Below are 15174 nucleotides of genomic sequence, written 5' to 3' on the forward strand. Positions count from 1 at the left end.
GATGTCCCCAGAGTCCGTGGATCAAGCTGTGAACAACCTGTCATCATTGCGACGCAAGCCGCTATCCACGGTGCCTGCCGGGCATTGTTCAAAAAACCGGCAATTTGGACCGGGTAAGTTTCCGGCCAACAGGCTGCGCTGGCAAGCCCCTGCCCGATGCCATAGGAATGCCTGTGCACAGTACTGTGGATAACCTGCTTGCCGGAGGGCCTTGACGGCCATCAGCGGCTGTCGATACCCGCAACGGCGGGCTGCGAGGCGCTGCATGGGCGATCAGCTCGAACGGCACCTGGCCAACCGCCAGGCTTGCCCACAATTGCTGTGCGCACGGCTGTGGACAAGCTGTTCGGCACAGGCTGCAGCCCCCGTATCACCTGCCCCGCAGGAGGCTGCACAATTTTCGATCAACGACCGATCAATACTCGATGCTCACGTCGTTACGTGGCACGCTGCAGCAGGACAGGATGTATCCCTCGGCCACGTCCTCGTCGGTGATCCCGCCGTTGTGCTCCATATCCACATCGCCCGCCGTCTTCAGTACCTTGCAGGTTCCGCAAATCCCCATCCCGCATGCCTTGGGGATATGCAGCCCGAGCTTCGCCGCCGCCGCGTGCACGGTTTCGCCGGGACCGACCTGAATGCTCTTGCCGGTACTGGTGAATGCCACCTGATTGAGATCGGCAGCCGGCACGTCCGGCGCATCGGCGGCCTGCTCGGCCAGTTCCTTGACCTCCTCGCGCACGTCCGCCGGTACCGGGCCGAAGGCCTCCTCGTGGTAGCGGCTCATATCGAAGCCCTTGGCCTCGAGCAGCCGCTTGACCGCCGCCATGTAGGGCGTCGGCCCGCAGCAGAAGATCTCCCGTTGCAGGTAGTCCGGCGCCATCAGTTGCAACATGGGCTCGTTGAGGTAGCCGCGGTAGCCCGACCAGGCCTCGCCCAGGCCATGCTTCTCGCAGATCACGTGCAGGCTGAAGTTGTTGATCCGCGCCGCCATGTGTTCCAGCTCGCGGTGGTAGATGATGTCCTTGGGCGAGCGCGCGCTGTGCACGAAGACCATGTCGACGTTGCCGTTGGTGTCGTAGAACCAGCGGGCCATCGACATCACCGGGGTGATACCCACGCCGCCGCTGAGAAACAGCACCTTGTCCGCCGGGAAGTCGATGGCATTGAACAGCCCGACCGGGCCGTGCACCGCCAGTTCCTGGCCTTCGGAGAGGTTATCGTGCAGCCAGTTGGAGACCTTGCCACCCGGCACCCGCTTGATGGTGATGGAGAAGCTGTAGGGCACCGAGGGTGAGCTGGAGATGGTGTAGGAGCGCATCACCGGCTGGCCGTCGATCTCCAGCTCCAGGGTGACGAACTGTCCGGGCTTGAAGAAGAACAGCACCGGCTGGTCGGCCATGAAGCAGAAGGTGCGGACGTCCCAGGTTTCCTGAATGACCTTGACGCAACGCACCAGGTGGCGGCCGTTGCTCCAGGTCTGGGTGGTGACGGGGTAGAGAAAGTCGTTCGACATGGTGATTGCTCTCGCGCACGCAGGCCGCTCACCGGCCCTGTCTTCGCGGCGATTGTGCGCAACGCACCTGCCCGTCATTTACCTGCCAGCGACATCGGCATGCTAACGGCGACCTGCCCCGTGAACACTGGCCTACCGAGTCGGGAACTGATTCGACCATGTCGCCCATGGATAAGGATCGCTCGGCGCCCAGCTCCACACTCGCTTCCAGCCGAACAGGATAAGAGCGTACCCGCAACTCCTCCGTAGAACGCCACTCGGCAGGCGCTCAGGGGTGCGACGCGCCACCTTGCGTACCACCGCAATAGCCACTTTCACGGCCGGCGCAGCGCGCTCGCCCCGAGGAGTTATCCGATGACCGTCATCTCCACACTGAGCCTGGGCGACCCCCTGGATGCGGCACGCGCAGCGACCGCCGACATGCTGCAGAACCGCGAGCGCACCTTTTCACTGCCGCAGCCGTTCTACAATGACGAGCGTCTGTTCCAGCTCGACATGCAGGAGATCTTCCACAAGGAATGGCTGATCGCCGGCATGACCTGCGAGATCCCTACCAAGGGCAATTACCTGACCCTGCAGATCGGCAACAACCCGATCATCGTCATCCGTGGCGCCGAGGGCAGCGTGCACGCCTTCCATAACGTCTGCCGGCACCGCGGCTCGCGGTTGTGCACCAGCGACAAGGGCAAGGTGGCCAAGCTGGTCTGCCCCTACCATCAGTGGACCTACGAACTCGATGGCCGCCTGCTGTTCGCCGGCACCGAGATGGGCGCCGACTTCGACCTCAAGGACTACAGCCTCAAGCCGGTGAACTGCAAGACCGCGGGCGGCTACATCTTCATTTCCCTGGCCGAGAACCCGCCGGCCATCGACGAGTTCCTCGCCACCCTGGCGCACTACATGGAACCCTACGACATGGAGAACACCAAGGTGGCGGTGCAGACCACCATCAGGGAGGCGGCCAACTGGAAGCTGGTGCTGGAGAACAACCGCGAGTGCTACCACTGCAACGGCTCGCACCCGGAACTGCTCAACACCCTGCTGGAATGGGACGACACCAACGACCCGCGTGCCAGCCAGGCGTTCAAGGATCACGTCGCCGAATCCGCGGCCAAATGGGAAGCCGAGAAAATCCCCTACCTGCATGCCGGTTTCGGCCTGCGCAACCGCATCGTGCGCATGCCCCTGCTCAAAGGCACGGTGTCCATGACCATGGACGGCAAGCAGGGCAGCCAGAAGCTGATGGGGCGCATCCAGAACCCGGACCTGGGCTCGATGCGCATCCTCCACCTGCCGCACTCGTGGAACCACTGCATGGGCGACCACATGATCGTCTTCACCGTGTGGCCGATCAGCGCCCAGGAAACCCTGGTCACCACCAAGTGGCTGGTGCACAAGGATGCTGTCGAAGGCGTCGACTACGACGTGGCACGCCTGCGCCAGGTCTGGGACGCCACCAACGATCAGGACCGCCGCCTGGCCGAAGAGAACCAGCGCGGCATCAACTCCAGCGCCTACCAGCCCGGCCCCTACTCGAAGACCTACGAATTCGGCGTGGTCAACTTCATCGACTGGTACAGCGGGCGCATGCTCAACAACCTGGGTGCCGCGCCGGCGCCTTATCTGCGGGATGTGAAAGCGCAGTAAGCGGCTGCGGACAAAAAGCCCCGCCAACGTGATGCTGGCGGGGCTTTGTTTTGCACGCTCCAAATCAAAGTAGCCCAATCCCCCGTCCGACATAGGCCGAACGCGGCGCCGCCTGTTGCGACTCGGCCAGGCGGTTTATCCGCTCTGCGACCTGCCCATCGAACGGCGCCGAGCGCCCGGTCGCCGTGTCGATGTTGATCAGCATCTGCTCGCTTTCGGCGACTACCTGCCCGTCATCGCAGCGCTCGACGAGGTGGTGGATATGCAGGCGCTTGCGATCATGGCCGAGCCATTGGCTGCGTACCTGCACCTCCACGCCGAGTTTCACCTCGGCGAGGAAATTGAGGTGGCACTCCAGCGTGTAGAGCGTATGCGCGGTACGCGCCCTGCCCGCCTCGTCGAGACCGAGGAGCTCCATCAGCCCATCGGTGGCAAAGCTGCAGATCAGCAAGTAGTAGGCATCGCGCAGGTGGCCGTTATAGTCGACCCAGTCGGCCTGCACCGCGGTTCGGTAAGTGACGGGCAGCATGCTCATTCCTCGAAGGTGAAGCCGTGGCGCGCCTTGGTCTGGCGCACGGCATCGAGTACCGCCAGCAGGCAGTCGTCGCGGTAGCGCTCCAGCTCGGCGAGGCTGCGCTGGCCCTGCTGCACACCCGTGCCGGCGACCACCTCGTCGATCAGCGCTTCGGTCAGCTCGGGGGCCTGCAGGTAGCTCCAGGGCAGCTTCAGCGCCGGCCCGAACTGGGCCATGAAGTGGCGCATGCCGGCGTCGCCGCCCGCCAGGGTGTAGGTCAGGAAGGTGCCCATGAACGACCAGCGCAGCCCGGCCCCGAAGCGGATCGCGTCGTCGATCTCACCGGTGGTGGCCACGCCGTCGTTGACCAGGTGCAGCGCCTCGCGCCACAGCGCCTCAAGCAGGCGGTCGGCGATGAAACCCGGCACTTCCTTGCGCACGTGCAGCGGGCGCATGCCCAGTGCGCTGTAGATGCCCATGGCGGCCTGCACGGCCTCAGGCGCGGTGCGCTGGCCACCGACCACCTCCACCAGCGGCAACAGGTACACCGGGTTGAAAGGATGGCCGACCACGCAGCGCTGCGGGTGACGCGCCCCGGCATAGAAATCGCTGGGCAGCAGGCCCGAGGTGCTGGAGCCGATGATCACATCGGGGCGCGCTGCGGCGCTGATCCGGGCGTGCAGTTCGAGCTTGAGCGCGAGGCGTTCGGGCGCGCTCTCCTGGATGAAGTCGGCATCGGCCACACAGGCATCGAGGTCATCGAAAAAGCGCAGTCGATCCATCGCTGCTCCTGGCGCCAGCCCCTGTTTGTGCAGGGCCGGCCAAGCGTTGGCGATGCGCGTGCGCAGGGCCGCTTCGGCGCCGGGCGCCGGGTCCCAGGCATGCACGTCGAGGCCGTGAGCCAGGGCACGGGCGACCCAGCCAGCGCCGATCACCCCGGTACCGAGGGCAGCGAAGGTGTTGATAGCGGTGAGATAAGACATATCAGGCTCCAGATCGCCGGTTCAACGGGGTTTGAGGTTCATCTTTTCGCGCCCTTCGGCCGGGCTCAGCACCCGCCCGCCAAGACGTTCGATGATCTCGGCCGCACGCTCGACCAGCGAGCCGTTGCTGGCCGGCACGCCCTTGTCCAGCCAGATGTTGTCTTCCAGGCCGACGCGCACGTTGCCGCCCAGCAGCATGGCCTGGGCGAGCATGGGCATCTGCAGGCGGCCAATGCCGAAGCCGGCCCAGGTCAGCCCCGGTGGCAGGTTGTCGACCATGGCCTTCATGGTCGTGGTATCCGCCGGTGCGCCCCAGGGAATGCCCAGGCACAGCTGGATCAGCGGGTCGTCCAGCAAACCTTCCTTGATCATTTGCTTGGCGAACCACAGGTGCCCGGTGTCGAAGATCTCCAGCTCGGCTTTCACGCCCAGCTCGGTGATGCGCTTGGCGCCAGCGCGCAGCTGCGCCGGGGTGGAGACGTAGATGAAGTCGCCGTCGCCGAAATTCAGGGTGCCGCAATCCAGGGTGCAGATCTCCGGCAGCAGCTCCTCGATATGGGCCAGACGGGTCAGCGGGCCGACCAGATCGGTGCCGACGCCAAATTCCAGCGGCTGTTCGCCCCGGCCGATCTCCAGGTCGCCCCCCATGCCGGCAGTGAGGTTGATGATCACGTCGGTGTCGCGCTCGCGGATGCGCTCGACCAGCTCGCGGTACAACGCCACGTCGCGGCTCGGCTTGCCGGTCTGCGGATCGCGTACGTGACAGTGGGCGACGGTGGCACCGGCCTTGGCGGCCTCGATGGCAGCAGCGGCGATCTGCTTCGGGGTGACCGGAATGGCCGGATGACGGCCGACGGTATCGCCAGCGCCGGTGACCGCACAGGTGATGATGACTTCATTGTTCATGTTCGATCTCCTCTTCTTCGGGGCGAACGCCGTCACCGCGCATGCACGGTAACGACGATGGATGGGATTAGCGGTTGGCGTTCAGGGCTTCGGCGGCAGGCTTGCCGTCACGGGTGGTGACGCCTTCCAGCCAGCCGGCGACGGCATCGGGGTTGGCGGCAATCCACTCACGCGCCACTTTGTCTGGCGCCTGGCGGTCCATGATCGGCTGCATCAGCTCGGCCTCCTGCGCGCTGGTGAAGCGCAGGCTGGTCAGCAGGCGATTGGCGTTGGGGCAGCGCTGGGCGTAGTCCGGCGACGTCACCGTGGAAACCGTCGCAGCCCCGTCGTTGGGCCCGAACACCCCTTCGGTACCGCTCAGGTAGGTGATCGGCATCTGCAGGTTCATCGGATGCGGCTTCCAGCCGAAGAACACCACCGGTTTCTCGCTGCGCACCGCGCGGCCCACGGCGGCGAGCATGCCGGCCTCGCTGGACTCCACCAGCGTGAACTCACCCAGACCGAAGCGGTTCTGGTCGATCATCTTCTGGATCGCCATATTGGCGCCGGAGCCGGCCTCGATACCGTAGATCTTGCCGTCCAGCTGGCTCTTGAAGCGCGGGATATCGGCCAGGGTCTTGAGGCCCTGCTCGGCGGCGTAACGGGGCACGGCGAGCACCGCCACGGCATCGTTCAACGAGGGCTGCTCGGCCACCTTCACCGCACCGGCATCGAGGAAGGGCTTGATGTTGTCGTCCATGATCGGCTTCCAGTAGCCGAGAAAGGCGTCGACCTGGCCCTTCTGGATGCCGGCGAAGATGATCTGCTGCGAGGCCTGGGTCTGGGTCGTTTCATAACCGAGGCCTTGCAGCAGTTCGCTGGCCACGGCGGTGGTGGCGACCACGTCCGTCCAGCCGACGGCGCCGAGGCGAACGGTCTTGCAACTCGCCTCGTCGGCGGCCAGCAAGGGGGAACTGAGCAAGGTGAAGGTGCAGCATGCTGCGAACGCAGTCAGCGTTTTCATAAGAGGGCTCCTCAACGGTTTGATCTGTTTTTTAGTACCGTGACCGGGAAAGCGCGGATTCCGATGAGCCCACCCTACGCAGTTGCCTCGTAAGCGATTCGCACTATATCGACACAAAACCAGACCCTACCGACTTGATCGCTGGGCGCACCTGCCGTTAGATGCGGACTCCACACGCGGGGATTCCGCCATGTCGCCCCCCTTCTGCTTCTTCCTGCTGCCTGGGTTTTCGATGATGGGGCTGATGTCCGCCATCGAGCCGTTGCGGGTTGCCAATCGCTTTCACGCACACTACAGCTGGCGCCTGCTCAGCGACGATGGCCAGGCCGTACCGGCCAGCAACGGCATGTCGCTGAATGTCGACGACGCTCTGGATGACGAGTTGGCGGACGCCAGCCTGTTCGTGGTGGCCGGTTTCGATCCGCTGGCGACGTTCAGCCCGCAGTTGGCGAGCCGCCTGCGCCGAGCGGATCGGGGGTGCCGGGTGCTGGGCGGAATCGACACCGGCAGCTTCGTGCTGGCCGAGGCCGGGCTGCTGGACGCACGGCAGCGCTTCACCTTGCACTGGGAAGCGCTGGATGCCTTTCGCGAACGTTATCCACAGTTGCAGCCGACCCAGGAACTGTTCGAAATCGACGGCCGGCGCATCACCAGTGCAGGCGGCACCAGCAGCCTCGACCTGATGCTCGGGCTGATCGGCCGCGACCATGGCGAGCCGCTGTCGATTCAGGTATCCGAGCAGTTCGTGCTCGGCCGCATCCGTACGCGGCTGGATCACCAGCGCATGCAGGTCAGCAGCCGCTATGGCATTCACGACAAGAAGCTGGCCCTGGTGATCGCCGAGATGGAGCGCTGCACCGAGGAGCCTCGTTCTCCCGGGCAGTTGGCCGACACGGTGGGCATCACCAGCCGGCAACTGGAGCGGCTGTTCCGTCAGCACCTGAGCACCACGCCCATCACCTTTTACCTCGGCCTGCGGCTCGACAAGGCACGCCAGCTGTTGCGCCAGAGCGACCTCAGCGTGCTGGAGGTGGCGCTGGCCTGCGGCTTCGAGTCGGCCTCCTACTTCGCCCGCCGCTACCGCACCCGCTTCGCCGTCAGCCCGCGCCAGGACAGACACGAAGCGACACCGCCCACCCTACGACCGTGAAAAGGCGCAAGCATCCTACGGGCTGCAAAAAGGCGAAAGCGGCCGTAGGGTGGATGACGCTCTTTTCATCCACCATCGCGATCGCAGAGCGGTGGACGGATGAAGCGTCGTCCACCCTACAAATGTCCGCTAGCGCCTTGTGGCTGCCTGTCAATCATCCCCTGCTCTGGGACAAGTCTTCCAAAAGAGGCGTATCCGATCGCGACCTCGCCTTGACGCTTTCGGCAATCCCCCGGTCGCTTTTGCACCCGGTCGACCAGGCGCCGAGGCATATGCTCCCCACAAAGCGCCAGCAACGAATCTGGTGCCACCAATCAACGGGAGCAGCCTGATGAGCCCAGCCGAATTGCACGCCGACAGCATCGTCATCGACGGTCTGATCATCGCCAAGTGGAACCGCGAACTGTTCGAAGACATGCGCAAGGGCGGCCTGACCATGGCCAACTGCACGGTGTCGGTCTGGGAGGACTTCCAGGAAACCATCGATGCCATCGCCGCCAGCCAGAAACTGATCCGCGAGAACAGCGACCTGGTGCTGCAGGTGCGCAGCACCGCCGACATCCGCCGCGCCAAGGAGCTGGGCAAGACCGGCATCCTGTTCGGCTTCCAGAATGCCCATGCGTTCGAGGACCAGATCGGCTACGTGGAGATCTTCAAGCAGCTCGGCGTGGGCATCGTGCAGCTGTGCTACAACACCCAGAACCTGGTCGGCACCGGCTGTTACGAGCGTGACGGCGGGCTGTCCGGCTTCGGCCGCGAGGTCGTCGCCGAGATGAACCGCGTCGGCGTGATGTGCGACCTATCCCACGTCGGCAGCAAGACCAGCGAGGAAGTCATCCTCGAGTCCACCAAGCCGGTCACCTACTCCCACTGCCTGCCGTCCGGCCTTAAAGAACACCCGCGCAACAAATCCGACGCCGAACTGAAGTTCATCGCCGACCACGGCGGCTTCGTTGGCGTGACCATGTTCGCGCCCTTCCTGGCCAAAGGCATCGACTCGACCATCGACGACTACGCCGAAGCCATCGAGTACGTGATGAACATCGTCGGCGAAGACGCCATCGGCATCGGCACCGATTTCACCCAGGGCCACGGCCAGGACTTCTTCGAGTACCTGACCCACGACAAGGGCTACGCCCGCCGCCTGACCAACTTCGGCAAGATCGTCAACCCGCTGGGCATCCGCACCGTGGGCGAATTCCCCAACCTCACCGAAACCCTCCTCAAGCGCGGCATGAGCGAGCGCACCGTGCGCAAGGTCATGGGCGAGAACTGGGTGAGGGTACTCGCCGACGTCTGGGGCGAATAGGCCGGACGCGCCGCCAAATCCGTAGGGTGGATCGGGGCGCGTAGCTGACGCTCTTTTCATCCACCACTCCACAGCGCGGTGACTCACCGTTCTGGTGGATGGATAAAGCGCCATCCACCCTACAAACGACTTGATTATGGAGTTATCCACATGGCCACCCACGCCCCCGAAATGCCCATCCAGGTCGACGACGAAACCGGCGTCTGGACCACCGACGCCCTGCCGATGCTTTACGTACCGCGGCATTTCTTCGTCAACAACCACAGGGGTATCGAGGAGGTGCTCGGCGCCGACAAGTACGCCGAGATTCTCTACAAGGCTGGCTACACATCCGCCTGGCACTGGTGCGAGAAGGAAGCCGAGTGCCACAGCATCGAAGGCGCAGCGGTGTTCGGGCACTACATGAAACGCCTGTCGCAGCGCGGCTGGGGGCTGTTCGAGATCCAGACGCTGGATATCGATGCCGGCTACGCGCAAGTGAAGCTCAAGCACTCGGCCTTCGTGTACGTGTACGGCAAGGTCGGCCGCAAGGTCGACTACATGTTCACCGGCTGGTTTTCCGGTGCCCTCGACCAGATCCTGGCGGCCAGGGGCAGCGCCCTGCGTACCGTTACCGTGCAGGAGTATGGCGGCTCGGAAGAAGGCCACGACGATGGCCTGTTCGTCACCCGCCCGTTGTAACCAACAGGGCACGAGGCGCCACCCGATAAAGGTACCTCTGCCCGCGTCAACCGTGAACGCTGTGCAGTCGCCGAGGAGAAGGTCATGGCCTTCGAAGCAATGTTCCAGCCGATCCAGATCGGCAAACTGACCATCCGTAACCGCGTGCTCTCCACCGCGCACGCGGAGGTGTATGCCACCGACGGCGGCATGACCACCGAGCGCTATGTGAAGTACTACGAGGAGAAGGCCAAGGGCGGCATCGGCCTGGCCATCTGCGGCGGCTCCTCGGTGGTGGCCATCGACAGCCCGCAGCACTGGTGGGCATCGGTGAACCTGGCGACCGACCGGATCATCCCGCACTTCCAGAACCTGGCCGACGCCATGCACAAGCATGGCGCCAAGATCATGATCCAGATTACCCACATGGGCCGTCGCTCGCGCTGGGATGGCGGCCACTGGCCGACCCTGATGTCGCCATCCGGCATCCGCGAGCCGGTGCACCGCGCCACCTGCAAGACCATCGAGCCGGAGGAGATCTGGCGGGTGATCGGCAACTACGCCCAGGCCGCACGCCGGGCCAAGGAAGGCGGCCTGGATGGCGTCGAGCTGTCCGCCGTGCACCAGCACATGATCGACCAGTTCTGGTCGCCACGGGTCAACAAGCGCACCGACGAATGGGGCGGCAGCTTCGAAGGCCGAATGAAGTTCGGCATTGAAGTGCTCAAGGCCGTGCGCGCCGAAGTGGGCGACGATTTCTGCGTGGGCATGCGCATCTGTGGCGACGAGTTCCACCCGGACGGTCTGTCCCACGACGACATGAAGCAGATCGCCAAGTACTACACCGACACCGGCATGCTCGACTTCCTCGGCGTGGTCGGTTCGGGCTGCGATACCCACAACACCCTGGCCAACGTCATCCCCAACATGAGCTACCCGCCGGAGCCGTTCCTGCACCTGGCGGCCGGCATCAAGGAAGTGGTCAAGGTGCCGGTGCTGCACGCGCAGAACATCAAGGACCCGAACCAGGCCACGCGCATTCTCGAAGGCGGCTACGTGGACATGGTCGGCATGACCCGGGCGCACATCGCCGACCCGCACCTGATCGCCAAGATCAAGATGGGCCAGATCGACCAGATCAAGCAATGCGTCGGTGCCAACTACTGCATCGACCGCCAGTACCAGGGCCTGGACGTGCTGTGCATCCAGAACGCCGCGACCAGCCGCGAGTACATGGGCCTGCCGCACATCCTCTCGAAATCCACCGGGCCGAAACGCAAAGTGGTCGTCGTCGGCGGCGGCCCGGCCGGGATGGAGGCCGCCCGCGTGGCCGCCGAACGCGGTCATGACGTGACCCTGTTCGAGAAACAGGAGCAGCTTGGCGGGCAGATCACCCTGGCCTCGAAAGCCCCGCAACGTGACCAGATCGCTGGCATCACCCGCTGGTATCAGTTGGAGCTGGCACGCCTGGGCATAGACCTGCGCCTGGGTACCGCGGCCGACGTGGACACCATCAACGACCTGCGTGCCGATATCGTCGTGCTCGCCAATGGCGGCCATCCGTTCCTCGAACAGGTCGAGCACTGGGGCGCGGCCGAAGGCCTGGTGGTCAGCGCCTGGGACATTCTCAGCGGCAAGGTGGCACCGGGCAAGAACGTGCTGGTGTACGACACCATCTGCGAATTCACCGGCATGTCGGTGGCGGACTTCCTCGCCGACAAGGGTGCCCAGGTCGAGATCGTCACCGACGACATCAAGCCGGGCGTGGCCATCGGCGGCACCAGTTTCCCGACCTACTACCGCAGCATGTACCCCAAGGAAGTGATCATGACCGGCGACATGATGCTGGAGAAGGTCTACGCCGAGGGCGACAAGAAGATCGCCGTGCTGGAGAACGAGTACACCGGCGCCAGGGAAGAGCGCGTGGTCGATCAGGTGGTGGTCGAGAACGGCGTGCGCCCGGACGAGGGCCTGTACTACGCGCTGAAGGAAGGCTCGCGCAACAAGGGCCAGATGGACATCGACGCGCTGTTCGCCATCCAGCCACAGCCCGCGCTGAGCCAGGCCGGTGAGGGTTACCTGCTGTTCCGCATCGGCGACTGCGTGGCCCAGCGCAACACCCATGCGGCGATCTATGACGCGCTGCGGTTGTGCAAGGACTTCTGATCTAAACGACGCCATGTGGGAGCGGGCCATGCCCGCGATCGATTCGCGCCAAGGTTGCGCCATTCGCGGGCATGGACTAGGCGCCCCCGCCCGCTCCCACGACATTACGTCCGATGAGGACAGACCGATGCTGAACACCCTTCTCCCCATCCTGCTGTTCGCCGCCCTCGGCCTGGCCGTACTCGGCGCCGCGAGACGCTTCTTCATGTGGCGCCGTGGCCGGCCCGCCCAGGTCGACTGGCTCGGTGGCCTGCTGAATATGCCGCGGCGCTACCTGGTCGATCTGCACCATGTGGTCGAGCGTGACGCCTACATGTCGAAAACCCACGTGGCGACGGCGGGCGGCTTCGTGCTGGCCGCCGTGCTGGCGATCGTCGTGCATGGGTTCGGCCTGCACAACCGCATCCTCGGCTTCGCCCTGCTGGCCGCGACGGCCTGCATGTTCGTTGGCGCCCTGTTCGTCGCCAGGCGCAGACGCAACCCGCCGGCGCGGCTGTCGAAAGGGCCGTGGATGCGCTTGCCGAAAAGCCTGCTGATGTTCTCCGCGAGTTTCTTCATCGCCACCCTGCCGGTCGCGGGTGTTGTTCCAGCCGACTTCGGCGGCTGGGTGCTTGCGGCGCTCCTGGCCGTGGGCGTGGCTTGGGGGGTGTGCGAACTGTTCTTCGGCATGACCTGGGGCGGACCGATGAAGCACGCCTTCGCCGGCGCCCTGCACCTGGCCTGGCACCGCCGCAGCGAACGCTTTGGCGGTGGCCGCTCCACCGGCCTCAAGGCACTCGACCTGAGCGATCCCAAGGCGCCGCTGGGTGTGGAAAAACCCACCGACTTCACCTGGAACCAGCTACTCGGCTTCGACGCCTGCGTGCAGTGTGGCAAGTGCGAGGCCATGTGCCCGGCCTTCGCGGCTGGCCAGCCACTGAACCCGAAGAAACTGATTCAGGACATGGTCATCGGCCTGGCCGGTGGCAGCGACGCCAGGTTCGCCGGCTCGCCCTACCCAGGCAAACCACTCGGTGAGCACAGCGGCGGCCCGCATCAGCCAATCGTCTCGCTGCAGGGCAAGGCGCTGGTCGATGCCGACACCCTGTGGTCGTGCACCACCTGCCGCGCCTGCGTGGAGGAGTGCCCGATGATGATCGAGCATGTCGATGCCATCGTCGACATGCGCCGCCACCTGACCCTGGAGAAAGGCTCGACCCCGAACAAGGGTGCCGAGGTGTTGGAAAACCTCATCGCCACCGACAACCCCGGCGGCTTCGCACCGGGCGGACGGCTGAACTGGGCCGCCGACCTGAACCTGCCGCTGCTCAGCGAGAAACAGCGCACCGACGTGCTGTTCTGGGTCGGCGACGGCGCCTTCGACATGCGCAACCAGCGCACCCTGCGCGCCTTCGTGAAGATCCTCAAGACGTCCGGGGTAGACTTCGCCGTGCTCGGCCTGGAGGAGCGCGACAGCGGTGACGTGGCACGCCGTCTCGGCGACGAGGCGACCTTCCAGCAACTGGCCAGACGCAATATCGCCACCCTGGCCAAGTACCAGTTCAAGACCATCGTCTCCTGCGACCCGCACAGCTTTCACGTGCTGAAGAACGAGTACGCTGCCCTGGGCGGCCATTATCAGGTCATGCACCACAGCACCTTCATCGAATCGTTGATGCAGCGCGACCTGCTGCCGCTCGGTCAACACAAGGGCGGCAGCGTGACCTATCACGACCCCTGCTACCTGGGCCGTTACAACGGCGAATATGAAGCGCCGCGCACGGTGCTCAGGGCCATCGGCATCGAAGTCAGGGAAATGGCCCGCTCCGGTTTCCGCTCGCGCTGCTGTGGCGGTGGCGGCGGCGCGCCGATCACCGACATCCCCGGCAAGCAGCGGATACCCGACATGCGCATGCAAGACATCAAGGAAACCGGTGCCGAACTGGTGGCCGTCGGCTGCCCGCAATGCACCGTGATGCTCGAAGGCGTGGTCGAACCGCGCCCGCAGATCAAGGACATCGCCGAGCTGGTGGCCGAGGTGCTGATCGAAAGCGACGAGCCACACAAGAAACCCATTGCTCAGCCTGTAGTAGCGGAGGTGGCCTGAATGAGTGACCTGATCCGCCGTGACCCGCGCGCCGAGTGGATCGCGCGCAATCGACTGCATCCGCTGCACGCCGCCCTGCAGACTCGGCACAGCCAGTGGGCGGGCCCCAACGGCCTGGTACGCAAGAATCCGCACGCCGCTGCCGCCGGCTTCACCGGCCCGGCCGGGCTCAAGCGCATCGACCGCAGCGGCACGCAGCAGGGCGGCTCGAACAAGCGCCAGAGCGCCAGCGTGGAAGTGCAGTTGCCACTGCACGTGGTCGAGCAGCCAGCGTTCGTCATCGCCGTGGTGCCGGACATGGTCGGCGGCCGCCTGAGCAGCCACGACAAGGACCTGCTCGGCCTCGCCCATCAGCTTGCCGGCAAGGACGGCGCAGTGCTTGCCGTGGTGTTTGGCGACGCCAGGGAAAACGCCTTCGACACCGCGGGCGTCGACCGCCTGCTGATGCTCGACGGCGATGAATACCAAGGCTACTCACCGGAGCAACGGGTACTCGCCCTGCGTGCGGTGGAAGGCCAGTTCGCCCCCCGCCACTGGTTGCTGCCGGACAGCCGCCAGGGAGGCGCCGAGTTGGGCCGACGCCTGGCTGCCAGCCTGGGCGAGCGCCCGGCTACGCGCGTCTGGCAGGTCCGCGACGGGCAAAGCAGCGGCCGCGCCGGGGCCGGGCGCGAGGATATCGTGCAGACAACCCCACGGCTGCTGCTGGCCGCCGTGGAATGCGCCGAACCGCTCAGTGAAAGCCGCCACGAAGCACGGCGGGTCGAGCTGTCGGCCCCGGTCGCTCACAACCTGCCGCGCATCGAGAACCTCGGGGCGGTGGCCGTCGACCCGGCGCAGATCCCCATGGCCGAAGCGGAGTTCATCCTCTCCGGCGGCAATGGCGTGAAGGACTGGAGCTTGTTCCACCGCGCTGCCCTCGCCCTCGGCGCCACCGAAGGTGCCTCCCGCGTGGCGGTGGACGACGGCCATATGCCGCGCGGCCGACAAGTGGGCGCCACCGGCACCTGGGTCACGGCCCGGGTGTACCTGGCAGTCGGCATCTCCGGCGCCATCCAGCACCTGCAGGGCATAGGCGCCTGCGACAAGGTGGTGGCGATCAACCTCGATCCCGGCTGCGACATGATCAAACGGGCGGACATGGCGGTGATCGGCGACTCCGCGGCGATCCTCCAGGCGCTGATCGAGCGGGTCGAGGCCCACCGCCAGGGAGCCAGACGCGATGCCGCATAAGCAG

12 protein-coding genes are annotated in these 15174 nt (G+C 65.2%); 7 read left to right on the forward strand and 5 right to left on the reverse strand.

The features are described 5' to 3' along the window. Positions 1 to 415: 415 nt before the first annotated feature. Entirely contained in the window at positions 416 to 1516 is a 1101-nt protein-coding gene (gbcB, locus tag BLR94_RS22895; RefSeq protein WP_084308220.1) for a glycine-betaine demethylase subunit GbcB, read from the reverse strand. A gap of 354 nt (positions 1517 to 1870) precedes the next feature. On the opposite strand from gbcB, the gene gbcA reads away from it, so the two are divergent. Then, a complete protein-coding gene (gene gbcA, locus BLR94_RS22900) occupies positions 1871 to 3163 on the forward strand; it encodes a glycine-betaine demethylase subunit GbcA (RefSeq protein ID WP_084308221.1) in 1293 nt (430 codons plus the stop codon). 64 nt (positions 3164 to 3227) lie between these two features. Here gbcA and BLR94_RS22905 read toward each other — a convergent pair whose 3' ends face one another. From BLR94_RS22905 to choX, 4 genes are all read right to left on the reverse strand, one after another. Further along, positions 3228 to 3692 carry a thioesterase family protein gene (locus BLR94_RS22905; protein ID WP_084308222.1) on the reverse strand — a complete coding sequence of 155 codons (465 nt, stop codon included), beginning with the start codon at positions 3690 to 3692 and terminating at the stop codon, positions 3228 to 3230. A 2-nt stretch (positions 3693 to 3694) separates the two neighbouring features. Further along, positions 3695 to 4660: an L-carnitine dehydrogenase gene (locus tag BLR94_RS22910; RefSeq protein WP_084308223.1), complete on the reverse strand. Its 966-nt coding sequence runs from the start codon at positions 4658 to 4660 to the stop codon at positions 3695 to 3697. 21 nt (positions 4661 to 4681) lie between these two features. Beyond that, complete coding sequence (gene cdhC, locus BLR94_RS22915; RefSeq protein WP_084308224.1) at positions 4682 to 5566, reverse strand: 3-dehydrocarnitine:acetyl-CoA trimethylamine transferase CdhC; 885 nt, start codon at positions 5564 to 5566, stop codon at positions 4682 to 4684. Positions 5567 to 5633: 67 nt separating this feature from the next. Further along, the gene (gene choX, locus BLR94_RS22920) at positions 5634 to 6569 is read right to left on the reverse strand and encodes a choline ABC transporter substrate-binding protein (protein WP_084308225.1); all 936 of its coding nucleotides are present in this window, start codon (positions 6567 to 6569) and stop codon (positions 5634 to 5636) included. 190 nt (positions 6570 to 6759) lie between these two features. Here choX and BLR94_RS22925 point away from each other — a divergent pair, with 190 nt between their 5' ends. The 6 genes from BLR94_RS22925 to etfA all read left to right on the forward strand — a co-directional run bounded on the left by BLR94_RS22925 (position 6760) and on the right by etfA (position 15170). Then, the gene (locus BLR94_RS22925) at positions 6760 to 7719 is read left to right on the forward strand and encodes a GlxA family transcriptional regulator (RefSeq protein WP_084308226.1); all 960 of its coding nucleotides are present in this window, start codon (positions 6760 to 6762) and stop codon (positions 7717 to 7719) included. A 331-nt stretch (positions 7720 to 8050) separates the two neighbouring features. After that, positions 8051 to 9028 (forward strand): dipeptidase, encoded by a 978-nt coding sequence (locus BLR94_RS22930; RefSeq protein ID WP_084308227.1) that lies wholly within the window; start codon positions 8051 to 8053, stop codon positions 9026 to 9028. Positions 9029 to 9178: 150 nt separating this feature from the next. Continuing rightward, positions 9179 to 9709 carry a DUF5943 domain-containing protein gene (locus BLR94_RS22935; RefSeq protein WP_084308228.1) on the forward strand — a complete coding sequence of 177 codons (531 nt, stop codon included), beginning with the start codon at positions 9179 to 9181 and terminating at the stop codon, positions 9707 to 9709. Positions 9710 to 9793: 84 nt separating this feature from the next. Continuing rightward, positions 9794 to 11854 (forward strand): dimethylglycine demethylation protein DgcA, encoded by a 2061-nt coding sequence (dgcA, locus tag BLR94_RS22940; protein ID WP_084308229.1) that lies wholly within the window; start codon positions 9794 to 9796, stop codon positions 11852 to 11854. A 127-nt stretch (positions 11855 to 11981) separates the two neighbouring features. Next, a complete protein-coding gene (dgcB, locus tag BLR94_RS22945) occupies positions 11982 to 13940 on the forward strand; it encodes a dimethylglycine demethylation protein DgcB (protein ID WP_084308230.1) in 1959 nt (652 codons plus the stop codon). Further along, positions 13941 to 15170, forward strand: a complete 1230-nt coding sequence (gene etfA, locus BLR94_RS22950) for an electron transfer flavoprotein subunit alpha (protein WP_084308231.1) — start codon at positions 13941 to 13943, stop codon at positions 15168 to 15170. The last annotated feature ends 4 nt before the right edge of the window (positions 15171 to 15174 follow it).

Origin of the sequence: Phytopseudomonas flavescens, from assembly GCF_900100535.1 — a bacterium.
GTDB classification, from domain to species: domain Bacteria; phylum Pseudomonadota; class Gammaproteobacteria; order Pseudomonadales; family Pseudomonadaceae; genus Aquipseudomonas; species Aquipseudomonas flavescens.